The organism is Agrobacterium sp. 10MFCol1.1, assembly GCF_000381165.1.
Classification (GTDB): Bacteria; Pseudomonadota; Alphaproteobacteria; order Rhizobiales; family Rhizobiaceae; genus Agrobacterium; species Agrobacterium tumefaciens.
In genome coordinates, this window is the sequence record NZ_KB906075.1 from 53,340 (window position 1) to 75,335 (window position 21,996).

Genomic DNA, 21,996 nt, shown 5'->3' on the forward strand with positions numbered 1-21,996 from the left:
CTGCCCGGCAGGGCAGAGGGGGTAAGTCCCAAGCCGCAGCAGCAAATTACCGCTTCAACTCCCAGGTCGTCGTCCGTTCCCCGGTTTCCTTATCCTTGCCATCCTTCAACTGAATGCCCTTCTCGGAAAGCTCGTCGCGCAAACGATCCGCCTCTGCAAAGTTTTTCGCCTTCAGCATTTCCAGACGCAGTTGCACTAGGGCATCGACTGCCGAAACGATAGCCTCGTCCACTTCCGCTTTCTTCGGCAATACGCCGAGCAGGGCGGCGCTGGCCGCAAAGGCGGGCAGGCGGGCAGGATCGGTATTGGCGGCATGTGCCAGCGCGTGAAGCGCCTGCACGGCGGCAACCGTGTTCAGGTCGTCGGCAAGCGCATCAAGCACGGTTTCATCCGGTGCCGCGTCGGAGGCTTCGGCCGCCGGCCACTTGGCGAGAAGACGTTCGGCCTCTTCGAGACGCTTCACCGAAAAATCGATTGGCTCGCGGTAATGCGTCATCAGCATGGCAAGGCGAAGAACCTCGCCCGGCCATTGGCGGCCGCCGAATTTTTCGGTGTGCAGCAATTCATAGATGGTCACGAAGTTGCCCTCGGACTTCGACATCTTGCGGCCTTCCACCTGCACGAAGCCGTTATGCATCCACACATTGGCCATCACCTGCGTGCCGTGGGCGCAGCGGGATTGCGCGATTTCGTTCTCGTGATGCGGGAAGATGAGATCGAGCCCGCCGCCGTGAATGTCGAACACTTCGCCGAGGTAGCGACCGGCCATGGCCGAGCATTCGATGTGCCAGCCCGGACGGCCGCGGCCCCATGGGCTTTCCCAGCCGGGCTCACTATCAGAGGAAAGTTTCCACAGCACGAAATCGCCGGGGGTCTTCTTGTGGGCTTCCACCGCCACGCGCGCGCCGGCCTGCTGTTCGTCCAGCGGGCGTTTGGACAGCTGGCCGTAATCGGCCATCGAGCGGGTGTCGAACAGCACTTCGCCGCCCGCCGCATAGGCATGGCCGCGTGCGATCAGCTTCTCGATGATGTCGATCATCTCGGCGATGTAGTCGGTGGCGCGCGGTTCAACGGTCGGCTGCAGGCAGCCGAGTGCTGCCACATCCTCATGGAACTGGTCGGCGGTCTTTTTCGTCACCGCGTGGATGGCGTCATTCAGCGGCAGATGCGGATAGTCGCGCAGCGCCCTTGCGTTGATCTTGTCGTCGAGATCGGTAATGTTGCGGGCGTAGGTCACATGGCTTTCGCCATAGACGTGGCGCAGCAGCCGGTAAAGAACATCGAAAACGATGACCGGGCGCGCATTGCCGATATGGGCGAAATCGTAAACCGTTGGTCCGCAGACATACATGCGCACATTGTCGGCGTCGATCGGCGCAAATTCCGTCTTTTCGCGTGTCAGGGTGTTGTGGAGTTTCAGGCGCAAGGACATGCGGGCGTTCCCTAAAGGCAGTCAATTGTCCTGGCCGGACCGTTTGTCTGTTGGACCTTGCGGGGAGACGAAAACGATCTGGCCGGTGGTGAACCAGCAAAAATTATTCAGCAGCAGGTGCAGATCGTTGTTTTCATGCCTTGCCTTATGGCGTGCCGGTGTTTCGCGGTCAAGCGTTTCTCGCAGACGCCAGAAGCACCTTAAGAGACCGCCTTGACCAAAAGCCTATTCCGGCTGGCGGTAATCCAGGAATTTGCCTTCACGCACCACGAAGAGCTTGCCGGTTTCGGTAAGCTCAGGCGAGGCGAGTTGAACAATGGCGGCGGCAACTTCAGAAGGGTGCGGCACGTCTGCGGGGTCTTCGCCGGGCATGGCCTGCGCACGCATGGCTGTTCGTGTCGCGCCGGGATTGATGCTGTTGATGCGCAGGGCGGTTTTATCTGTTTCCGCAGCCCAGGTCCGGGCAAGTGCCTCAACGGCGGCCTTGGAGGTGGAATAGACGCCCCAGAAGGGACGACAGCTATGGGCAGCACCCGAAGACAGGATCAACGCGCGCCCGGCATCCGATCGCAGGAGCAACGGTTCGACCGAGCGGATCAGCCGCCATGTAGCGGTGACATTGATGGTCATGACCCTTTCGAAGACTTTCGCCTCGATATGGCCGACCGGGGAGATGACGCCGAGAACACCGGCATTCGCGACCAGAATATCGAGCTTGCCCCAGCGCTCGAAGATATTGGCGCCCAGCGCATCGATGGCGTTCATATCGGCGAGATCGAAGGGAACCAGCGTCGCGGTGCCGCCGACGGCCTTGATGGCGTCGTCCAGATCCTCGAGGCCGCCGACCGTGCGGGCGCAGGCAATGACATGCGCACCGGCCTTGGCAAGTTCCAGCGCCGTGAAATAGCCGATACCGCGCGACGCGCCGGTGACGAGCGCGATCCTGCCCTTGAGATTGATGGTCATTTTGCCCCCTCCGAAATTCATTCCGCTTGTTTTATGAAGCCCCTGACGCCAACCGCAAGCGATCAAAACGCCGCAGCGGGCACGGTTTCAATCGCCCGCCACAAAAAAGCGACCACCGGAAGCCGGTGGCCGCTTGTTATTTCAAGATTATCAGCCGTTGCTGGCCAGCACGGAAATCTTGCTGCCCATCGCCTCGCCGTTCTGGTCGAGAAGGCGGGTAGGGTAGTCGCCGGTAAAATAATGGTCCGTGAATTGCGGACGCGCATTGTTGCGGTTCTCGCCACCGACGGCGCGGTAAAGACCGTCGATCGACAGGAAGGCAAGCGAATCGGCGCCAATGAATTTCGCCATGGCGTCCACATCGGCATATTGGTTGGCGAGCAGCTTGTCGGCATCAGGCGTGTCGATGCCGTAGAAATCCGGATGGAAAATCATCGGGCTGGCAACGCGGATATGCACTTCTTTCGCGCCCGCTTCGCGGATCATCTGCACGATCTTCAATGAAGTCGTGCCGCGCACGATCGAATCATCCACCAGCACCACGCGCTTGCCTTCAATCATCGCCCGGTTGGCGGAATGCTTGAGCTTGACGCCAAAAGCGCGAATCTGCTGCGTCGGCTCGATGAAGGTACGGCCGACATAGTGGTTGCGGATGATTCCGTATTCGAACGGAATACCGCTTTCCTGCGCAAAACCGAGCGCTGCCGGCGTGCCGCCATCGGGAACCGGAACGACAACGTCAGCTTCCAGCGGCGCTTCCTTGGCAAGGTTCATGCCCATGTTCTTACGCGTCGTATAGACGTTGCGGCCGCCAACGACGGAATCGGGGCGGGCGAAATAGACATATTCGAACAGGCAGAGACGTTCCGGCTGCGGCTTCGAAGGCTTGCGCGCATCGATGGTGATCGAACCATCCGGCTGAATTTCACAGATAATGACTTCGCCGTTTTCGACGTCACGCACGAATTTCGCGCCGATGATATCGAGAGCGCAGGTCTCCGAGCAGAAGATCGGCTTGCCGTCCAGCTCACCCATGACGAGCGGGCGGATGCCGATCGGGTCGCGGGCTGCGATCAGCTTGGTGCGGGTCATCGCCAGCATCGAATAGCCGCCTTCCATCTGGCGGATGGCGTCGATGAAACGGTCGGCAGTGGAGCTGTGACGCGAACGGGCGATGAGGTGCAGCACGACTTCGGTATCCGAAGTCGACTGACAGATGGCGCCGGTGGCGATGATCTGTCGGCGAAGCGTCAGGCCATTGGTGAAATTGCCGTTATGGGCAATCGAAATGCCGCCTTCTTCCAGCTCGGCAAACAGTGGCTGCACGTTGCGCATCGCCACTTCGCCTGTCGTGGAGTAGCGGGTATGGCCAATCGCGATGGAGCCGGGCAGGCGGGCAAGGGTTGCAGGATCGGTATAATGATCGCCGACGAGGCCCATATGGCGTTCCTGATGGAAGCGCTTGCCATCGAAGGAGACGATGCCTGCTGCCTCCTGGCCGCGATGCTGAAGCGCATGCAGGCCCAGTGCAGTCAGGGCAGAGGCATCGGCGTGGCCGAGAATGCCGAACACGCCGCACTCTTCGTGCAGCGTGTCGCCGTCGATCTCTTCATTGAAAGTGGAATGCGAAAGCGGCTCAATCATCCGGCTTGCCCTTGCTCTCTACCGAGAAAAACGAAAGACCTCTCCGGTGAGCTTGTCTCCCGGTCGGCCAGTCTGTGTCGTGCTTGATATTTAGCACAAATAGCGCGCCTTGCATGCATTGCAAGGCGCGACACTGTGTCAATTATTCGTTGCCGGCGGATTTGTCGCCGGTACATCTTCCGCAGGCGTCTGCACGGCTGCCGGTTCCTGCGGTTTTCCGAGGATACGGGCGCGGATCTGCGGCTCGATATCGTCAGGCAGAACCGCTTCCAGCTTGCCCACCAGCCCGTCGAGGAAAGGCTTGGACTTGGCCTGGGTTACCCATTGCGGCTGCGTCTTCACATCCACCAGCCAGTTCCAGAAGGCAACCGCGACGACCAGCAAGAGAATGCCGCGCGCTGCGCCGAACAGGAAACCCAGCGTGCGATCCAGCGCACCGATGCGGCTGTCGATGATGAAATCGGCAATGCGCGAGGTGATGAAGGAAATGACGACGAGGGAGATGAGGAAGACGACGCCAGCCGAACCGGCGATGGCGATCTTGTCGTCATCGGTATAGTTGCGTGCATAGGGCAGCAGGATCGGGAAAAGATAATAGGCGGCGGCGACCGAACCGGCCCAGCTCGCGATGGACAGAATCTCGCGGGAAAAACCGCGCACCATCGCGAGAATGGCGGAGAAAAGAACAACGGCGATGACGATGCCGTCGAAAATTGTAATGGGCATATACCAACTCCGGAGGTGCGACGCCCTGTCAGGCGCTGCCTTGCCAATTGTGCGATCCTCTTACACCACTGTTTCCCTTGGCGAAAGGATCAATCTTAGTCGTCCTCAACCTGTTTGAACCGGTTGCCGGAACCGGCAATGCGCGCCACGAGGTCCGGCAGGCTTTCTATTTCCGTCCAGCGCCCCTTGCCCGCTTTCGGCAATTCAGCCGAAGCAGACGGCAGAAGTGCGGCGGAGAAACCGAGTTTTTCAGCTTCTTTCAAACGCTGGCCCGTATGCGAGACGGGCCGTACCGCGCCCGACAGGCTGATCTCGCCGAAATAGACGCAATCGGCGGGCAGGGCAAGACCGGCAAACGAGGAAACCAGCGCAGAAGCTATCGCCATATCCGCAGCCGGTTCGGAAATGCGGTATCCGCCGGCGACGTTCAGATAAACGTCGTGCTGACCGAGCTTCACGCCGCAATGGGCTTCCAGCACGGCAAGGATCATGGCGAGCCGCGAACTGTCCCAGCCGACCACGGCGCGGCGCGGCGTGCCGAGCGAGGTGGCCGCGACCAGCGCCTGCACCTCGACCAGAATGGGACGGGTGCCCTCCATGCCGGCAAAGACCGCGGCACCGGGAGATTTCTCGTTGCGCTCGCCAAGGAACAGTTCGGACGGGTTGGAGACCTCGCGCAATCCGCGATCGGACATTTCAAATACGCCGATCTCGTCCGTCGGCCCGAAGCGGTTCTTGACGGTGCGCAGAATGCGGTAATGGTGGCCGCGGTCGCCTTCGAAATAAAGCACGGCGTCGACCATGTGCTCCACCACGCGGGGACCGGCGATCTGGCCTTCCTTGGTCACATGGCCCACCAGCACCATGGTCGCGCCCGTCTGCTTTGCGTAACGGATCATTGCCTGCACGCCGGTGCGCACCTGCGTCACCGTGCCGGGAGCGGAATCGGCTGTGTCACTCCATAGCGTCTGGATGGAATCGATGATGACGAGATCGGGGCGTTTGCCCTCGGAAATCGTCGCCAGAATATCCTCGACATTGGTTTCTGCCGCCAGCAGCACGTCGGTTTCCGCCGCACCCAGCCGCTGGGCGCGCAGACGCACCTGCGCTACCGCTTCTTCGCCAGAAACATAGATGACGCGATGTCCGCGCCGCGAAAGGGCAGCTGCCGCCTGCATCAGCAGGGTCGATTTGCCGATGCCGGGATCGCCGCCGATCAACACCGCCGAACCGCGCACGAAACCGCCACCGGTTGCCCGGTCCAGTTCGCTGATGCCGGTCGGAATGCGCGGCGCCTCCTCGATCTCGCCCGAAAGCGCCGTGAGCGCGACCGCCCGGCCCTTTTTCGGCGTCTTGCCGGGGCCGGAGCCGATGCCGCCCATCGGATCTTCTTCGACGATGGTATTCCACTCGCCGCAGCCTTCGCATTTTCCCGCCCAGCGGGTATGAACCGTGCCGCAGTTCTGGCACACGAATTGGGTCTTGGCTTTGGCCATCTATGTCAGTTTTCTTCTTGTTTGAAATCTTTGGCGGAATTGTCCTGGTGGCCGTGCAGCAAGCGCAGAACGGTTAGATCGGCCTCGTCAACGCGAAAGAAGATGACGCGCTCACGATAGGCAATACTGCGAAGCCCGGCCCATGGTCTTCGGCAAGATCGCGCCTTGCCTGCGTGGTCCAGATTGGGGTCCGGATTTTAATGACCGGTCCCCGTTTTTTGCTGCACGGAAACGCGTTTGATATCGCTCAGGAATTCGTCTTGTGAGGCATAGCGGTGAACCCGGCCGGCTTCAGCGTCGTCAATGCCCTCCTGTATCAGCAATTTAAGCGCGACTCTTTTTTTTCATCGCTGCTCAGCAATTGCAGGCTCGCATGAATAACGGCGTCCGCATCGCTATAGGCACCCGCAGCCACCTGCTCTTCGATGAACCTTTCGTCCTGCTCGCTCAAATGGATTTCGGGCATTTCGATCTCCTTTTGTTCTCTTTTAGCACAGGTCGCTTCCGCTTTCCAAGAGCTAAAGACGTGGTTCAGTCGTCAGCCATCAGATATTGCCGCTCGTAGCGCAAACCAAGCCCCGTCAGCATTTCGTAACCGATGGTGCCGGCGGCGCGCGCCACCTCATCGAGCGGCACTTTCGGGCCGAAAAGCTCGATATAATCGCCGGTGCGGACAGCGTTTGCCGGTATGTCCGTGATGTCGAAAATGGTGAGATCCATGGTTACACGACCGGCGACCGGCGCCTTGTAGCCGTTGACTATGCCGTAAGCACCGCCATGGCCCATTTCGCGCAATGGAATGCCGGAACCGGAAAGCGACCGCTGGTATCCGTCCGCGTAACCAACGGAAGCGATGGCAAGGCGGCTCGCCCGTTTCAGCAAATAGGTGCCGCCATAGCTGACGGTCTGGCCTTCGCCGGCCTCGCGAATCTGGATGATCCGCGCTTCGGCCTTTGCGACGGGCCGCATCGGGTTTGCCACATCGTTGATTGCCTCGCCGCCGTAAAGGGCAATGCCGGGGCGGGTGAGATCGAAATGATAATCCGGCCCCAGAAAGATTCCGGCAGAAGCGGAAAGGCTTGATTCAATTCCTTCGAAAGCGGCGCTAACCTTGCGGAATGATTCGAGCTGGACCTTGTTCATGGGCGAAGACGGCGTGTCGGCGCAGGCGAGGTGGGAGAGCACCAGAACCGGATCGAAACTCGCAGGCCGGGTCACGTCGTCTGCCAGAAACAGCGCGTCGTCCAGCGGCAGGCCAAGCCGGTTGAAGCCGGTATCCACATGCAGCGCGCAGGGGTGTTCGCCGCGTTCGGCAACCGTCGCCATCCAGAAGGAGAGCTGTTCCTCCGAGGCCAGAACCGGCACGAGATCATTGTCGAAGACCTGACGCTCCTGGCCCTGCCAGATGCCTGACAGCACGAAGATGCGCGCTTCCGGCGCATAGGATCGCAAGGTCGCACCTTCGGACACCGTTGCCACGAAGAAGTCGCGCGCGCCTGCATGGTAGAGCGTCGCGCCGCAATCCTCGATACCCAGCCCGTAGGCATCTGCTTTCACGACAGCCGCCGTCCGCGCCTTGCCGGACCGCTTTTTCATGTCGCGCCAATTGTCGGCAAGCGCGCCGAGATCGACGGTCAGCCTCAGCGGCGCATGTTCGAAAGCGTCCGTTTCGTGTTCGGGAAATGTGTCTTCGAAGTCGTCTGTCATGCCATGTGTCCGGTTGATTTTGGAACCGGTTCGGACCCTAGCACTTTTGTTCAAGACGGTAATGACCGATTGGTTTAAAGTCGTTCTATGCACAATGTTTCGCAGGAACAGGCCATAGACGTGATGCCGGTTGCAGCGACGGAAACGACGCGTTTCTGGCGCGACCCGCGTTTTGGCGGCATGGAATGTTTGAGCGCGACGTTCCTGACACATGAATATTCGCCGCACGCGCATGATACCTTCTCGATCGGCGCGATCGAAAGCGGCTCGCAGATTTCCACCATTCAGGGCACCAGGGAACAGACCGGGCCGGGGCATCTCTATCTCATCAATCCGGACGAGATTCACGATGGTGCGCCGGGTGGCGGCGGTTATCGTTATCGGATGATATATCCCGACGCAGCGCTGCTGCGTGATATTATCGAGGATGTGACGGGCAGGGTTTTCCACGGAATGCCGTCCTTTCCAAGGTTTTTGCCGCGTGATCCGCAGATGGCCGCTGCTTTTCAGATGGCGCATCGCAGGCTGGAGGCCAAGTCCGGCGCTCTTGAGGCAGATGAGGGCATGTTCTCGGTTCTGGCGGCACTGTTCGGCAGGCATGGCAGCGCCATTATACTGGCCGTTGAAACCCGCGAGAAGACGGCGGTCCATACCGCCCGCGACTATCTCTCCGATAATTACGAGACCGATATCGGCCTTGAGGAACTGGCGTCCATCGCTGGTCTCAGCCGCGCGCATCTCATCCGGGCCTTCCGCAAGGAGTTCCACATCACCCCGCATGCCTATCTGACGGATGTGCGCATAAGGCGCGCGCGCCGTCTTCTGCGTTCCGGCGAAATGCCGGCCGAGGTGGCTGCGCTGTGCGGTTTTGCCGATCAGGCGCATTTTACGCGGCATTTCAAGGCGCGCACCGGCGTCACGCCGGGACAATTCCGGACGGCGTGATTTTGGTGGCCATTCCGAAGCACAACGTCACTTTCATTCAAGACTGGAAAAACTTGCAGGCGTAATCGCATGTCTCTGAAAAGGAGAATGCAATGTCCGTACTGGAAAAACGTGCAGAGCTTGGCGCAGGCCTGAGAGCTGCGGCACCCCTGCTGGTCGCCATGGTGCCGATCGGCGCCGTGTTCGGTGCGGTCGCGGTCGGCAAGGGATTGTCGCCGCTGGAAGCCTCGTTGATGTCGATTCTCGTCTTTGCAGGTGGCTCACAATTCGTCGCCATGGATCTGTGGACGCATCCGGCAAGCTGGAGCGCGCTCGGTTTTGCCGCGCTGCTGGTCAATCTTCGCCATGTGCTGATGAGTGCTTCCATCGCTGGCAAGCTCGATGATTTTACCGGCTGGCGAAAATATGCGGCCATGCTGGTGCTGACGGACGAATCCTGGGCGCTATCGGAATTCAGGGCAGTTGCCGGTAGGCTGACGGCCGCATTTTTCACCGGCGCTGCGCTGCCAATCTACCTCGTCTGGAACATCGCCACGCTCACGGGCGCGCTTTTAGGCTCGGTGATGGGCGACATGACGGTCATCGGTCTGGACTTCGCTTTTCCGGCCGTGTTCATCGTGCTGCTGATGGGGTTCTGGAAGGGCAGGGAAACCGGCCTGGTGCTGCTGGCAAGCGCTGCCGCCGCCTTTGTCACGCACGCGCTGGTCCCAGGCGCCTGGTACATAGCCGCCGGTGCGCTTGCGGGGCTTTCCGTCGCAGCCTTCGGCAGCGAGGACGAGGTGGAGCAGCCTGCATGACGCTTGATACGAACACCCTGCTGGCGATCCTCGCCATGATGGCGGCCACCGTTGCTACGCGTCTTGGGGGTCTGCTGCTGGTCAACCATTTCACCCTGACGCCGCGTCTGAAAAAAGCGCTCGGCGTGGTTCCGCCTGCCGTCTTGATGGCTGTGGTGACGCCAACGGCATTCTCAAGCGGAATGGCGGAAACAATCGCCTGCGCGGTGACGGCATTCGCGGCACTTCGCCTCAGCCTGCTCCCAGCCGCAACGCTCGGCGTCGTCACCGTGGCGCTTTTGCGCGGAATCGGATTGTGAGGCAATCCCGCCAAAGTTCTGAAAAGATTCCCCAGTTTCGATTTAGAGCAGGCAGGGCGAAACGCTGACCCGGTTCCGCCCTCGGTTCAGATCAATGCTCTTCGTACTGGCTGAAGCTCGGGTCGGCCAGATCCGCGAAGCGGGTGAATTCGGACTGGAAGGCGAGTTTCACCGTGCCGGTGGGTCCATGACGCTGTTTGGCGATGATGACGTCGGCGGTGCCTTTCACCTTGTCGAACAGGGCTTCCCACTCGGCATATTTCGGATCGGAAATATCGCGCGGCTCCATGTTCTTGACGTAATACTCTTCACGGAACACGAAAAGCACCACGTCGGCGTCCTGCTCGATCGAGCCCGATTCACGCAGGTCGGAAAGCTGCGGGCGCTTGTCTTCACGGCTTTCCACCGCACGGGAGAGCTGCGAAAGCGCGATGATGGGAACATTGAGTTCCTTGCCGAGCGCCTTAAGGCCCGTGGTGATCTGGGTGATTTCCTGCACGCGGTTCTCACCGCTCTTGCCGGCGCCGGTCATCAGCTGAATATAGTCGACCACCAGAACGTCAAGACCACGCTGGCGCTTCAGTCGACGGGCACGTGCGGAAAGCTGGGCGATGGAGATACCACCGGTCTGGTCGATGTAAAGCGGCACCTTCTGCATCATCTGGGAGCAGGCGACGAGCTTCTCGAAATCGGCCTCGGTAATGTCACCGCGGCGGATCTTCGAGGAAGACACTTCCGTTTGCTCTGAAATGATACGGGTTGCCAGCTGTTCGGACGACATTTCGAGCGAGTAGAAGCCGACGACGCCGCCGTTTTTCGCCTTGAACGAACCATCAGGCTGAACTTCCTGATCGTAGGTCGCCGCGATGTTATAGGCGATGTTGGTGGCAAGCGAGGTCTTGCCCATACCCGGACGACCGGCAAGTACGATAAGGTCGGAACGCTGCAGGCCGCCCATGCGGGCGTCGAGCGAATGGATGCCGGTGGAAATGCCGGAAAGATTGCCGTCACGCTCGAAGGCGGCGCCCGCCATGTCGATCGCCAGCGCCACGGCGTCGTTGAACGACTGGAAGCCGCCATCGTAGCGACCGGTTTCCGCCAGTTCGAACAGGCGGCGCTCGGTGTCTTCGATCTGCGCCTGCGGCGGCATGTCCAGCGGCGCATCATAGGCGATGTTGACGACATCCTCGCCGATCTGGATCAGCGCGCGGCGCAGCGCCAGATCGTAAATCGCCCGGCCGTAATCTTCCGCATTGATGATCGAAACGGCTTCTGCCGCCAGACGCGCCAGATATTGCGCCACCGTCAGGTCGCCGACCTTGTCGTCTGCGGGCAGGAAGGTCTTGATGGTCACCGGATTGGCAGTCTTGCCCATGCGGATGATGTCGCCCGCCACTTCGAAAATCTTGCGGTGCAGCGGTTCGTAAAGGTGCACGGGCTTCAAGAAGTCCGACACGCGGTAATAGGCGTCGTTGTTAACGAGGATGGCGCCCAGCAGCGCCTGTTCGGCCTCGATATTGTTCGGCGCCTCGCGGTAATGCGGTTCCGCCGGTTGCGCGGGGGTGATCTTTCTCACAGCGTCGTTCATGGTTTGCACGATCTCCCTTTGCCTTGCCACTACACTTCGGGTTTGGCTTCCTTGGCCATGGCAGTCAATGATATTGTTGCAACACTCTATGGCAGCCTGACGTCCTGTCTGCGAAGCTGGATCACATCTTCAGTTGTCCCCAGCAATCCACAGGCGGGTGGGGACAAGGGGCGGGAAATTCCCGGCAACGTGATTCGCTGCCATGAGTTTATCGCATGGCAGACCCGACGTGAAAGAAACTTGAAAATCGGCAGGCTTCCAAATAAATAGGCAGAAAATAAGTAGTGTGCTAATTATAAGGCTTGCTGACATGTCCCGCGAAACCGACAAGGAACAGCTTCTGGACGAGGTGTCCGCCTTCACCCGCAAGCTGCGCGCATTTTTTGACGCGCGGGTAGGGGAAAGCGGCCTGACTTTGGCGCGTGCGCGTGCGCTTTTCGCGCTGTCGCGACGCGGGCCGCTGACCCAGACGGAGCTTGCAGAGGAAATGGAAATCGAAACGCCGACGCTGGTGCGCGTGCTTGACGGCATGGAGAAACAGAACCTCATCGAGCGACGCTCCGACGAAACCGACCGCCGCGCCAAACGCATCCACATGACGGAGGAGGGCGAGAAAACCTCCGAAACGGTGCAGGCGGTGGCAAAATCGCTCCGTTCTGAAATCGCCGCCGATGTTTCCTCGCAGGATCTGGCGATGGCGCTGGATGTCATGCGCAGGCTTTCGGCCAATCTGCAAAATCTGGCAAGCGGGAGGGCGCAATCGTGAGTACCGTGGTGCCGCAAACGGCAGACGAGAACGCCTCTGAAAATGCCGACGTGACGGTAAAGCCGGCGAGCGCGCCGGAATCTGCTGCTGCGGCCGCCGCGCCGCAACCGGTGGAGCGGCCAGTGTGGCTGCGGCTGTGTTTCATCTTCGCGGGCCTGGCGTTCTTCATCACCCAAGGGTTGGGCATGAACCTCGTCATGGCCAATCTATACCAGTTGCAGGGCGAATTTTCCGCCACGGTGGCCGAGGTCGCCTGGCTCTCCGCCGCCTATATGGCCCCCTATGCTACGTTTTCCATCGCGCTGTTCAAGGTGCGAACGCAATATGGCCTGCGTCCCTTTGCCGAACTTTCGATCATCGTCTTCGTGGTTGCCTCCTGCCTCAACCTGTTCGTGACAGATTTGCATTCGGCGATCGTCATCCGCTTCCTCAGCGGCATGGCGGCGGCACCTCTTTCTTCGCTCGGCTTTCTCTACATTCTGGAGGCCTTTCCGCCGGCGCGGAAATTCTCGCTGGGCTTCAGCATCGCGCTCACCGGAACCTTGCTGTCTGCACCGCTCGCGCGCATCGTCTCGCCTTCCTTGCTGCAAATCGGCGGCTGGAATGCCCTCTACACGATGGAAATGGGCTTCGCGCTGATCTCGCTCGCCTTGATCTACCTGTTGAAAGTCACGCCGCCGCCGCGGGCGAAAGTCATCGAGCGCACGGATATTCTGAGCTACCTTCTGTTTGCGGGTGGCCTTGGCTGTCTTGCGGTCATGCTCACGCTTGGCCGGTTTTACTGGTGGTTCGAAACATGGTGGCTGGGCGTGCTTCTGGCCACGTCGATCACGCTTCTCACGCTGATGGTCGTCATCGAGTTGCCGCGCAAGAACCCGCTGCTTGACCTGCGCTGGATTTTTTCGAAAACCAACCTGCATGTCATAGCGGTCCTGCTCATCTACCGTGCAGTTTCCTCCGAGCAATCCTCTACGGCGGTGAGTTTCTACCAGCAGCTTGGCCTTTTGAACGACCAGACGATCACGCTTTATGCTCTGGTGCTTTTGGCGACGGTTCTCGGCGGTGCCGCCTGTGCCTGGCTGATGCTGACGAAATATGTCGATACCGCTCATGTGATTGCGCTTACCCTGATTGCGGCCGGCGCTTTTCTGGACAGCCAGTCCAACAACCTGACGCGGCCAGCGCAGATGTATCTGAGCCAGATGATGATCGCCTTCGGTGCGGCCATGTTCCTGCCGCCCGTTATGGCAAAGGGGTTCGCTGCCGCACTTGCGCGCGGAGCGCCCTATCTGGTGAATTTCATCACCATCTTCCTGTTCACCCAGATCACCGGATCGATGTTGATGACCGGGCTGCTCGGCAGTTTCGTGACGCTGCGCGAAAAATTCCATTCCAATATTCTGGTGGAAAATATCCTGCTCACCAACCCATTGGTCGCCCAGCGCGTGTCGCAGCTTTCCGGCGCCTACAGCCACGTCATCACCGATCCGGCGCTGCTGAAGGCCGAGGGGCTTTCCCTCCTTGGCCAGCAGGTTACCAAGGAAGCCTATGTGCTCGCCTATAACGATACGTTCCTGTTGATTTCCACCGTTGCGGCGCTGGCGCTCATGGCGCTTTTGCTCCACCTTGCATGGCTGCGCATCCGTCCCCGCTTTTTCCGGGACAATGTCGATGCCGCGCCGGCGCCACAGTCTTGAACCTCCAAGAGTGATAATATGCTGAAGAAGATTTTTACCCCCGTTTCCATTCTCGTTCTGCTCGGTGGCCTCGCCGGCGTCGCGCTGGTGCTCTATGCATGGCGCCTGCCGCCATTCCTTTCCACCGTCGAAATGACCGACAACGCCTTCGTGCGTGGTTACGTGACGACGATGAGCCCGCAGGTGAGCGGTTATGTCGTGGATGTGCCGGTGAAGGACTATCAGGAGGTCAAACAGGGCACATTGCTGGCGAAGATTGACGACCGCATCTACCGCCAGAAGCAGGCGCAGGCGGGAGCCGCGCTGGATACGCAAAAAGCGGCACTGGACAATTCCCGCCAGCAGGAAAACGCCGCCAACGCCAATATCCGTTCCAGCGAGGCGGCGGTCGATAGCGCGCAGGCATCTCTGAAACAGGCGCAACTGGCATCAGACCGTCAGGACAACCTCATCAAAAGCGGTGCCGGCACCTCCAGCCTGCAGGAAGAGGCGCATGCCGCGCTTGAAAAGGCGAGGGCATCGCTCTCGCAGGCGAAAGCGGCACTTGAGGTCTCGCGGCAGGATTTGCAGACGATCATCGTTAACCGCAGTTCCCTGCAGGCCGCTGTCGCCAATGCCGAGGCTGCGGTCGAACTCGCCAGGATCGATCTCGACAATACCGAAATTCACGCGCCGGTGGACGGCAGGCTCGGCGAAATCGGCGTGCGCACCGGTCAGTATGTGACAGCCGGAACGCAGTTGATGGCGGTTGTGCCGCATGATGTCTGGGTCATCGCCAATTTCAAGGAAACCCAGCTCGCGGGCATGCAGGTCGGCCAGCCGGTGACGATCTCGGTGGATGCCCTGCATCGCCGCAAGCTCAACGGCCGCGTCGAGCGGTTCTCGCCCGCAACGGGATCGGAATTCGCTGTCATCAAGCCCGACAATGCCACCGGCAATTTCGTGAAGATCGCCCAGCGTCTCGGCGTGCGCATCGCAATCGACGCCGATCAGCCGCTGGCAGCGGATCTGTCGCCGGGCATGTCGGTGGTCGTGCATGTGGACAAGAGCGTGGCGCCGGAGGGGGCGGAGACGGCGGCGAGGTAGTCTGGCTATTGGAGTATGCCGAGAGGCGCCCCCTCTGTCCTGCCGGACAATCTCCCCCACAAGGGTGGAGATCGAGTTGTGGCTTGCGCTCGACAACCTCAACGTTGCGGCTATTAGCGATGTGGGATCGCCCTGCTGATCTCCCTCCTTGTGGGGGAGATGCCCGGCAGGGCAGAGGGGGGTAACCTCTCCACACACTCCAGTCACAAAACCAAAAAAACCCCGGATGTCGCCATCCGGGGTTTTCCTTATGACCACAAGGCCAAATCTTATTCGTCGTCGTCGTTGCCGTCAGCTTCCGGATCGAAGAAGTCTTCCGGACGCAGGGCGTCTTCGTCAACGCCATAGATGGCGTCGGCGGAGGTGAGGCTTTCGCCCTTGGACTGACGCTCGGCTTCTTCGGCAGAACGGGCAACGTTCAGCTCGACCTGAAGCTCGACTTCGGCGTGCAGGTGCAGGGTAACGTTGTGCAGGCCGATGGTCTTGATCGGCGTGTTCAGTTCAACCTGGTTGCGGCCGATGTTGAAGCCTTCGGCGCCGAGGATTTCAACGACGTCGCGAGCAGCAACAGAACCGTAAAGCTGACCGGTTTCGCCAGCCGAGCGAACGACGATGAAGGACTTGCCTTCGAGTGCTTCGGCAACCTTCTGGGCTTCCGACTTGCGCTCGAGGTTACGGGCTTCAAGCGTTGCGCGCTCGGTTTCGAAACGGGTCTTGTTGGCGGCGTTGGCGCGCAGCGCCTTGCCCTGCGGCAGCAGGAAGTTACGTGCGTAACCGTCGCGAACCTTTACGGTTTCGCCCATCTGGCCGAGCTTGTTGATGCGTTCGAGAAGAATAACGTCCATCTTCTTGATCCTTTCTATGTGTTGGTTTCGTTCGTATTGTCAGTTTTCCGCGTTGGGGTGAGGGAGATCGTGCTGCGCACGTCGCTCAATCCCAAAACGAGAATGATAAGCAGCGGGAAGACAAAGACCGCCGAGAGATAGGCGAGGATGAGAACCGGCAGACGCCAGTCCTTTCCACGCGCGCGTTTGTGCAGCGAGGCGTAACCTGCCATCAGGAAGCCCGCGCCGAAGGTGCCACAGACGACTGCGCCGACCATCGCGGCGACGCCACCGAAGAACATGGCGACGATGCCGCAGAGAAAAACGAAGATGGCGTTGCGGTGCATGCGCAGTGCGGAAGGAATGTCCTCGCGTGGGCGAAGACCCTTGCCGAAGGAACCGACCAGCCGGGCCGCGAAATAATAGGCAGCAAACAAAAGGATGACCCACAGGCCGCCCTGAACGATCGGCAGCATCAGAACCAGCAGCGACTTCGTCTGCGCCAGTGCCTCGACATTGGGTTCGAACAGCGGTTCGCGGCTCTGCACGGAGGTCATCATCAGATCGACCATGCGCGCGACGAGATCGGGACCGTAACCGATCATCCAGCCGAGAATGACGACGGCAACCGAAACCAGAAGGCAGAGATGCAGGACGATGCCGGACAGCGGATACCAGGCAAGCAGGTCATCCGGGCCGCCGAGTTCCGAGGCCGGGCGCGCCAGATTGGCAAGATGCGAAAGCCAGCCCGCCGGGATCAGCGTGAAGATCGCAATGGTCAGCGAGAAAAGCGGCGATATGACGAGCGCGCCGATGATAGCCGTGGTGATGATCGCAACGACGGCTGCGCGGTTGCCCCAGCCCATGCCGGCGATGAAGATGGGCATGGCGGAACCGGCGTAAAGCAGGAAGGAAAAGGACGACTGTGCCGTTGCGCCAAGCGTTAGAAACGCGGCGCATATGCCGGCGAGAACGCCGGTGATCAGCACTGTCTGGTTCAACTTTTGCACTTCGCTGTCCTGCTGGAAACTTGAGCAGTTAGAGGACCGGTCCAATCAGGATCGTCGTCCCCAACATGGGTTTTATGGTATCGATCCGCGCCCAACGCGGAAGGATTTGAACTCGCAACCTACTTATTAAAAGTCAGTTGCATCGTGGAAGACGAGGCCGCGCCAAAGCGCGGCCTCGTTTCAAATCATTACGCTACGACGTAAGGCAGCAGGCCGAGGAAACGGGCGCGCTTGATCGCCTGGGCGAGTTCGCGCTGCTTCTTCTGGGAAACGGCCGTGATGCGGGAAGGAACGATCTTGCCGCGCTCGGAAATGTAGCGCTGCAGGAGACGAACGTCCTTGTAGTCGATCTTCGGAGCGTTTGCGCCGGAGAAGGGGCACGTCTTGCGACGGCGGTGGAACGGGCGGCGTGCCTGGGAAGAGGATGTATCAGCCATTGGTCAATTCTCCTTATGCACGGTCTTCGCGCGGACGGCGCGGACGGTCTTCGCGGTCGCCGAAGCCACCTTCGCGCGGTGCGCGGGGACCACGATCTTCACGTGGGCCACGATCCGGACGGTCGCCATCGCGGCGCGGACGGTCGTCACGGTCGCGCTTCTGCATCATCGCGGACGGGCCTTCTTCGTGGGCTTCGACGGCGATGGTCATGTAGCGAAGAACGTCTTCGTTGATGCGCATCTGGCGCTCGATTTCGTGGATCGCAGGCGCCGGAGCGTCGATGTCCATGAGAGCGTAGTGAGCCTTGCGGTTCTTCTTGATGCGGTAGGTGAGGGACTTCAGACCCCAGTTCTCGACGCGTCCGACTTTACCGCCGAACGATTCGATAACGCCCTTGTACTGCTCGACAAGTGCGTCGACCTGCTGGGCAGAAATATCCTGCCGGGCAAGGAAGATGTGTTCGTAAAGAGCCATTTAAGCTTTGCCTTTCTTGCGTTTCGTCCTTCACCCGGCAACGGCGCTAAGCCTCAACGACTGCTCCTGGTTAGGCTGCGAAGCCTTAAAGCAAGAAAAGCGTTGTTCGAGACGGTCGAGAGCGGAGACACGGGAGGCCGGAAAAACCTTATGGTTCCTGCTGTTTCGTTACCGAAACCAGCCCTCCGTTCAGCCACCAGCCAATTGGACCGGATGTTGTGAACAGCGCGCTTATATCCATTTTTGCCCGGAATGCAAGGACCGGAGGCGAAAAAGCGCGCTGCGCTGTCGTCAGATCGGCATCGGATATTGCCGATGGATCGCGGCGATGCCTTTCAGGACGTCGTCGGACAAGGTGACATCGGCTGCTGCGATATCCACCTTCAGCTGCTCCATGGTCGTTGCGCCGATGATGGCGGAGGCCATGAAGGGGCGTGTCAGGCAGAACGCGATGGCGAGCTGGGCCGGATCGATGCCGTGTTGTGCGGCTAGCTCAAGATAGGCCTTGACCGGCGCTTCCTGATGCGGCTGCAGGCGACCGCCGAGGTCCTTGTTGATGGTGCCGCGCGAGCCCGCAGGGCGTGCGCCGTTCTGATACTTGCCCGTGAGCAGCCCCGCCGCCAGCGGCGAGTAGGCCAGCAGGCCGACATCTTCGTGATGCGCGACTTCCGCCATGTCGAGATCGAAGCTGCGATAGAGCAGGTTATATTCGTTCTGGATGGTTGCGACGCGCGGCAGGCCACGGGCCTCGGCAATATCGATATATTTCTGTGTACCCCATGCGCTTTCGTTGGAAAGGCCGATAGCGCGGATCTTGCCGGCCTTTACCAGCTCGCCGAGCGTGTCGAGCTTTTCGGTGATTTCGGCAAGCGTGCGCTCCTTTTCCTGACCGGAAGCATCAAAGCTCCAGGCGCCGCGGAAGTGATAGGTGCCGCGGTTCGGCCAGTGGATCTGATAGAGGTCGATGTAATCCGTTTTCAGGCGCGTGAGGCTGGTATCTACTGCCTCGCGGATGGCGCTCGCATCAATATCGCGCCCGCCGCGAATATAGTCACGCCCGGAACCGGCGACCTTGGTGGCGAGCACGACCTGGTCGCGCTTGCCGGTCTTTTCGAACCATGTGCCGATATAGTCTTCCGTCCGTCCCTGCGTTTCGGCGGAAACGGGGGTGGTGGGGTAAAGCTCGGCCGTATCGAAGAAATTGACGCCGTTCTCCAGCGCGTAATCCATCTGCGCATGCGCTTCGGCTTCAGTGTTCTGCGTGCCCCACGTCATTGTGCCAAGGCAAATTTCGGACACGGAAATGCCCGTGCGGCCCAATAGTCTCTGTTTCATGGAAATGTCCCGGTGCTTGGCCAGATATTTTGAAAGGTGGCATGAAAGTAATGGGGAATTGCCGCAGTGCAAGAAAAAATATGATGAAAAGAAAGGGGAAAATAGATCGGCAAAACCGCGTCGATGGGGTGCCGAAGGGCTTCAAGCCTTGACTCCGCAGGCCGGAATGTGAATGGAAGTCGAAAAGAATAAAGGCAAGGCCAGACAAGAAGGACCACATCCCATGGGTATTGCATTCACATTTCCCGGTCAGGGAAGCCAGGCCATCGGCATGGGCAAGGAACTCGCCGATACCTATCCGGAAGCACGGGCTGTGTTCCAGGAGGTCGATGACGCGCTCGGCCAGAAGCTTTCCGACATCATGTGGAATGGCCCGGAAGAAACGCTGACGCTAACGGCCAACGCCCAACCGGCGCTCATGGCGGTGTCCATGGCGGTCATGCGGGTTCTGGAAGCGCGGGGTCTGAAGCTCTCCGACGCCGTTTCTTATGTCGCTGGCCATTCGCTCGGTGAATATTCCGCGCTCTGTGCTGCCGGCACCTTCTCGATTGCCGATACCGCACGGCTTCTCCGCATCCGCGGCAATGCCATGCAGGCTGCCGTGCCGGTGGGCGAGGGCGCGATGGCAGCGATCATCGGGCTGGAGCACGATGCTGTTTCGGCAATCTGTGAAGAGGCTGCCATTCTCGGCGTCTGCCAGATCGCCAACGACAATGGCGGCGGCCAGCTGGTCATTTCCGGCGGCAAGGCGGCTGTCGAGAAGGCGGCTGCGATCGCTTCCGAAAAGGGCGCCAAGCGCGCCATCATGCTGCCGGTTTCCGCGCCCTTCCACTCCGCGCTGATGGCGCCGGCGGCGGAAGCCATGCGCGAGGCGCTGGCGGCTGTCGAAAAGAATAACCCGGTCGTGCCTGTTATCGCCAATGTGCGTGCCGCCCCCGTTTCCGACGCCAATGAGATCGCCGCTTTGCTGGTCGAGCAGGTGACGGGCCAGGTGCGCTGGCGCGAGACGGTGGAATGGTTCGCCGCCAACAATGTGACGCAGCTTTACGAGATCGGCTCGGGCAAGGTGCTGACGGGTCTTGCCCGTCGCATCGACAAGACGGTGAACGGCGTTGCCGTCAACGGCGCTGCCGATATCGACCAGCTTCTCGCCACTCTTATCGGCTGAGACGGGCTTCGCCCCGCATCGGCTTTTTGTTTTACGGTAATTCCCGATGCAATTCCGCTAAAAGGCTTTTGCGGAATTGCTCTAAAGAAGGAACGGAACATGTTTGATCTGACAGGCCGCAAGGCTCTCGTAACCGGCGCGACCGGCGGCATTGGCGAGGAAATCGCCCGCCTTCTGCACAGCCAGGGCGCAACCGTCGGCCTGCACGGCACGCGCGTTGAAAAGCTCGAAGCCCTGGCGGCGGAACTTGGCGACCGCGTCAAGATTTTCCCGGCCAACCTTGCCGATCGTGCCGAGGTCAAGGCGCTGGGCGAAAAGGCCGAGGCCGAGCTGGAAGGCGTCGACATTCTCGTCAACAATGCCGGGATTACCAAGGACGGCTTGTTCGTGCGAATGAGCGACGAGGACTGGGACAACGTCATCGAGGTGAACCTGACCGCGATGTTCCGCCTGACGCGTGAACTGACGCATCCGATGATGCGCCGCCGTTTCGGCCGCATTATCAACATCACCTCCATCGTCGGCGTCACCGGCAATCCCGGCCAGGCGAACTACTGCGCCTCCAAGGCCGGCATGATCGGTTTTTCGAAGTCGCTGGCACAGGAAATCGCCACCCGCAACGTCACCGTCAACTGCGTGGCGCCCGGCTTCATCGAAAGCGCGATGACCGGCAAGCTGAACGACAAGCAGAAAGACGCCATCATGGGTGCCATTCCCATGAAGCGCATGGGGACGGGCGCCGAAGTCGCTTCGGCCGTACTTTATCTGGCTTCCAATGAAGCTGCCTACATGACCGGCCAGACCTTGCACGTCAATGGCGGCATGGCGATGATCTGACGCCACCTGAAAGGCGTCTTGAAACGATTGCGGCGCTGTTTCTGCACCTTGTTTGGTGTCGGGCGCCGCAAGACCCTCCATGCCGGTTTCCGGCGAAATTGCCTGTCATACGTTGTGCTTAGCGCGTTTTCAGGCTTTTCGACCGGTTGAAACCGTGTTAATCGGGCCAAGACTGTGAACAGTCGTCCCGGAGAGACAGGAAGCCGTTGCGATTTTGCGCGACGATGTCTAGCTTGGACCGGGTTGAACGGGTTTGCCAGCAGTGCCGGATTTGAACGGCGCATGAGGGCTTCTAACAGGGCAGGGTGCCGTAAGGCATTCCCTTCAAAATAAAGGTCGAGGAAACCGACATGAGCGATATCGCAGAACGCGTAAAGAAAATTGTAATTGATCATCTGGGCGTCGACGCCGACAAAGTTGTTGAAGGCGCAAGCTTCATTGACGATCTGGGCGCTGATTCGCTCGATACCGTTGAACTGGTCATGGCTTTCGAAGAAGAATTCGGCGTCGAGATCCCCGACGACGCAGCTGACTCGATCCTGACTGTTGGCGACGCTGTCAAGTTCATCGAGAAGGCCCAGGCCTGATCGACCTGTATTGGGGAGGTGTAACAACCTCCCGTCTTGGCCCGGCTTGTCCGGGCCAATATTTTATCGTGAAACAGAACGCGCCCGAAAGACGTGCGTCCTGACGAATGCATAAGTTTCCGAACCGGCTCTGGCCTACGGAAGATTATGCGGACATTCAAAGTGGTGCAGCGC

At 59.9% G+C, this 21,996-nt stretch carries 22 protein-coding genes; 9 read left to right on the forward strand and 13 right to left on the reverse strand.

Annotated features, from left to right (window positions below; genetic code table 11):
• Window positions 1-46: 46 nt before the first annotated feature.
• The 7 genes from cysS to alr form a co-directional block, all read right to left on the reverse strand.
• The gene (gene cysS / locus F617_RS0111490; protein ID WP_019565380.1) at window positions 47-1,432 is read right to left on the reverse strand and encodes a cysteine--tRNA ligase; all 1,386 of its coding nucleotides are present in this window, start codon (window positions 1,430-1,432) and stop codon (window positions 47-49) included.
• A gap of 225 nt (window positions 1,433-1,657) precedes the next feature.
• Complete coding sequence (locus F617_RS0111495) at window positions 1,658-2,398, reverse strand: SDR family NAD(P)-dependent oxidoreductase (RefSeq protein ID WP_019565381.1); 741 nt, start codon at window positions 2,396-2,398, stop codon at window positions 1,658-1,660.
• Between the two features lie 150 nt (window positions 2,399-2,548).
• Entirely contained in the window at window positions 2,549-4,042 is a 1,494-nt protein-coding gene (gene purF / locus F617_RS0111500; protein WP_003512343.1) for an amidophosphoribosyltransferase, read from the reverse strand.
• Between the two features lie 138 nt (window positions 4,043-4,180).
• Entirely contained in the window at window positions 4,181-4,768 is a 588-nt protein-coding gene (locus F617_RS0111505) for a CvpA family protein (protein ID WP_019565382.1), read from the reverse strand.
• A 95-nt stretch (window positions 4,769-4,863) separates the two neighbouring features.
• Window positions 4,864-6,264: a DNA repair protein RadA gene (gene radA / locus F617_RS0111510; RefSeq protein ID WP_019565383.1), complete on the reverse strand. Its 1,401-nt coding sequence runs from the start codon at window positions 6,262-6,264 to the stop codon at window positions 4,864-4,866.
• A 316-nt stretch (window positions 6,265-6,580) separates the two neighbouring features.
• On the reverse strand, window positions 6,581-6,730 hold the full coding sequence (locus F617_RS29145; RefSeq protein ID WP_019565385.1) for a type II toxin-antitoxin system ParD family antitoxin: 150 nt from the start codon (window positions 6,728-6,730) through the stop codon (window positions 6,581-6,583).
• A 65-nt stretch (window positions 6,731-6,795) separates the two neighbouring features.
• Entirely contained in the window at window positions 6,796-7,971 is a 1,176-nt protein-coding gene (gene alr / locus F617_RS0111520; protein WP_019565386.1) for an alanine racemase, read from the reverse strand.
• An 87-nt stretch (window positions 7,972-8,058) separates the two neighbouring features.
• Here alr and F617_RS0111525 point away from each other — a divergent pair, with 87 nt between their 5' ends.
• The 3 genes from F617_RS0111525 (at window position 8,059) to F617_RS0111535 (ending at window position 10,012) form a co-directional block, all read left to right on the forward strand.
• Window positions 8,059-8,916 carry an AraC family transcriptional regulator gene (locus F617_RS0111525; protein WP_019565387.1) on the forward strand — a complete coding sequence of 286 codons (858 nt, stop codon included), beginning with the start codon at window positions 8,059-8,061 and terminating at the stop codon, window positions 8,914-8,916.
• A 92-nt stretch (window positions 8,917-9,008) separates the two neighbouring features.
• Entirely contained in the window at window positions 9,009-9,713 is a 705-nt protein-coding gene (locus F617_RS0111530; RefSeq protein ID WP_019565388.1) for an AzlC family ABC transporter permease, read from the forward strand.
• Entirely contained in the window at window positions 9,710-10,012 is a 303-nt protein-coding gene (locus F617_RS0111535) for an AzlD family protein (protein ID WP_019565389.1), read from the forward strand. The genes F617_RS0111530 and F617_RS0111535 overlap by 4 nt, the downstream gene beginning before the upstream one ends.
• A gap of 91 nt (window positions 10,013-10,103) precedes the next feature.
• On the opposite strand, the gene F617_RS0111540 is transcribed toward F617_RS0111535, so the two are convergent.
• Window positions 10,104-11,600, reverse strand: a complete 1,497-nt coding sequence (locus F617_RS0111540; protein ID WP_003512358.1) for a replicative DNA helicase — start codon at window positions 11,598-11,600, stop codon at window positions 10,104-10,106.
• A 310-nt stretch (window positions 11,601-11,910) separates the two neighbouring features.
• On the opposite strand from F617_RS0111540, the gene F617_RS0111545 reads away from it, so the two are divergent.
• Genes F617_RS0111545 through F617_RS0111555 form a run of 3 tightly spaced genes read left to right on the forward strand, consistent with a single transcriptional unit; the run spans window position 11,911 to window position 15,149 of the window.
• Window positions 11,911-12,366: a MarR family winged helix-turn-helix transcriptional regulator gene (locus F617_RS0111545; RefSeq protein WP_003512359.1), complete on the forward strand. Its 456-nt coding sequence runs from the start codon at window positions 11,911-11,913 to the stop codon at window positions 12,364-12,366.
• Window positions 12,363-14,063: an MFS transporter gene (locus F617_RS0111550; RefSeq protein WP_019565390.1), complete on the forward strand. Its 1,701-nt coding sequence runs from the start codon at window positions 12,363-12,365 to the stop codon at window positions 14,061-14,063. Before F617_RS0111545 ends, F617_RS0111550 begins: the two co-directional genes overlap by 4 nt.
• Before the next feature lie 18 nt (window positions 14,064-14,081).
• The gene (locus F617_RS0111555; RefSeq protein WP_003512361.1) at window positions 14,082-15,149 is read left to right on the forward strand and encodes an HlyD family secretion protein; all 1,068 of its coding nucleotides are present in this window, start codon (window positions 14,082-14,084) and stop codon (window positions 15,147-15,149) included.
• A gap of 269 nt (window positions 15,150-15,418) precedes the next feature.
• Here F617_RS0111555 and rplI read toward each other — a convergent pair whose 3' ends face one another.
• From rplI to F617_RS0111580, 5 genes are all read right to left on the reverse strand, one after another.
• Window positions 15,419-15,994: a 50S ribosomal protein L9 gene (gene rplI / locus F617_RS0111560; protein WP_003512362.1), complete on the reverse strand. Its 576-nt coding sequence runs from the start codon at window positions 15,992-15,994 to the stop codon at window positions 15,419-15,421.
• Between the two features lie 14 nt (window positions 15,995-16,008).
• Entirely contained in the window at window positions 16,009-16,983 is a 975-nt protein-coding gene (locus F617_RS0111565; protein WP_025592960.1) for a hypothetical protein, read from the reverse strand.
• Between the two features lie 188 nt (window positions 16,984-17,171).
• The gene (gene rpsR, locus F617_RS0111570) at window positions 17,172-17,420 is read right to left on the reverse strand and encodes a 30S ribosomal protein S18 (RefSeq protein ID WP_003496832.1); all 249 of its coding nucleotides are present in this window, start codon (window positions 17,418-17,420) and stop codon (window positions 17,172-17,174) included.
• A 13-nt stretch (window positions 17,421-17,433) separates the two neighbouring features.
• Window positions 17,434-17,895 (reverse strand): 30S ribosomal protein S6, encoded by a 462-nt coding sequence (gene rpsF, locus F617_RS0111575; protein WP_003512373.1) that lies wholly within the window; start codon window positions 17,893-17,895, stop codon window positions 17,434-17,436.
• Between the two features lie 291 nt (window positions 17,896-18,186).
• Complete coding sequence (locus tag F617_RS0111580) at window positions 18,187-19,230, reverse strand: aldo/keto reductase (RefSeq protein ID WP_026330797.1); 1,044 nt, start codon at window positions 19,228-19,230, stop codon at window positions 18,187-18,189.
• Between the two features lie 223 nt (window positions 19,231-19,453).
• Between F617_RS0111580 and fabD the strand changes: the two genes are divergently transcribed.
• From fabD to F617_RS0111595, 3 genes are all read left to right on the forward strand, one after another.
• Window positions 19,454-20,398 (forward strand): ACP S-malonyltransferase, encoded by a 945-nt coding sequence (fabD, locus tag F617_RS0111585; RefSeq protein WP_003512377.1) that lies wholly within the window; start codon window positions 19,454-19,456, stop codon window positions 20,396-20,398.
• Window positions 20,399-20,497: 99 nt separating this feature from the next.
• Window positions 20,498-21,235 (forward strand): 3-oxoacyl-[acyl-carrier-protein] reductase, encoded by a 738-nt coding sequence (fabG, locus tag F617_RS0111590; protein ID WP_003512379.1) that lies wholly within the window; start codon window positions 20,498-20,500, stop codon window positions 21,233-21,235.
• Window positions 21,236-21,585: 350 nt separating this feature from the next.
• Window positions 21,586-21,822, forward strand: coding sequence for an acyl carrier protein (locus tag F617_RS0111595; protein WP_003502080.1), 237 nt, complete (start codon window positions 21,586-21,588; stop codon window positions 21,820-21,822).
• Window positions 21,823-21,996 lie beyond the last annotated feature (174 nt).

What these genes read in the sequence shown, in the direction of transcription:
- F617_RS0111580 (WP_026330797.1), bottom strand. Translation starts at nt 19,230, where the DNA reads ATGAAACAGAGACTATTGGGCCGCACGGGCATTTCCGTGTCCGAAATT.
- purF (WP_003512343.1), bottom strand. Translation starts at nt 4,042, where the DNA reads ATGATTGAGCCGCTTTCGCATTCCACTTTCAATGAAGAGATCGACGGC.
- F617_RS0111545 (WP_003512359.1), top strand. Translation starts at nt 11,911, where the DNA reads ATGTCCCGCGAAACCGACAAGGAACAGCTTCTGGACGAGGTGTCCGCC.
- cysS (WP_019565380.1), bottom strand. Translation starts at nt 1,432, where the DNA reads ATGTCCTTGCGCCTGAAACTCCACAACACCCTGACACGCGAAAAGACG.
- F617_RS0111595 (WP_003502080.1), top strand. Translation starts at nt 21,586, where the DNA reads ATGAGCGATATCGCAGAACGCGTAAAGAAAATTGTAATTGATCATCTG.
- rpsR (WP_003496832.1), bottom strand. Translation starts at nt 17,420, where the DNA reads ATGGCTGATACATCCTCTTCCCAGGCACGCCGCCCGTTCCACCGCCGT.
- F617_RS0111540 (WP_003512358.1), bottom strand. Translation starts at nt 11,600, where the DNA reads ATGAACGACGCTGTGAGAAAGATCACCCCCGCGCAACCGGCGGAACCG.
- F617_RS0111505 (WP_019565382.1), bottom strand. Translation starts at nt 4,768, where the DNA reads ATGCCCATTACAATTTTCGACGGCATCGTCATCGCCGTTGTTCTTTTC.
- fabD (WP_003512377.1), top strand. Translation starts at nt 19,454, where the DNA reads ATGGGTATTGCATTCACATTTCCCGGTCAGGGAAGCCAGGCCATCGGC.
- rpsF (WP_003512373.1), bottom strand. Translation starts at nt 17,895, where the DNA reads ATGGCTCTTTACGAACACATCTTCCTTGCCCGGCAGGATATTTCTGCC.
- F617_RS29145 (WP_019565385.1), bottom strand. Translation starts at nt 6,730, where the DNA reads ATGCCCGAAATCCATTTGAGCGAGCAGGACGAAAGGTTCATCGAAGAG.
- rplI (WP_003512362.1), bottom strand. Translation starts at nt 15,994, where the DNA reads ATGGACGTTATTCTTCTCGAACGCATCAACAAGCTCGGCCAGATGGGC.
- F617_RS0111495 (WP_019565381.1), bottom strand. Translation starts at nt 2,398, where the DNA reads ATGACCATCAATCTCAAGGGCAGGATCGCGCTCGTCACCGGCGCGTCG.
- F617_RS0111555 (WP_003512361.1), top strand. Translation starts at nt 14,082, where the DNA reads ATGCTGAAGAAGATTTTTACCCCCGTTTCCATTCTCGTTCTGCTCGGT.
- F617_RS0111525 (WP_019565387.1), top strand. Translation starts at nt 8,059, where the DNA reads ATGCACAATGTTTCGCAGGAACAGGCCATAGACGTGATGCCGGTTGCA.
- fabG (WP_003512379.1), top strand. Translation starts at nt 20,498, where the DNA reads ATGTTTGATCTGACAGGCCGCAAGGCTCTCGTAACCGGCGCGACCGGC.
- radA (WP_019565383.1), bottom strand. Translation starts at nt 6,264, where the DNA reads ATGGCCAAAGCCAAGACCCAATTCGTGTGCCAGAACTGCGGCACGGTT.
- F617_RS0111530 (WP_019565388.1), top strand. Translation starts at nt 9,009, where the DNA reads ATGTCCGTACTGGAAAAACGTGCAGAGCTTGGCGCAGGCCTGAGAGCT.
- alr (WP_019565386.1), bottom strand. Translation starts at nt 7,971, where the DNA reads ATGACAGACGACTTCGAAGACACATTTCCCGAACACGAAACGGACGCT.
- F617_RS0111535 (WP_019565389.1), top strand. Translation starts at nt 9,710, where the DNA reads ATGACGCTTGATACGAACACCCTGCTGGCGATCCTCGCCATGATGGCG.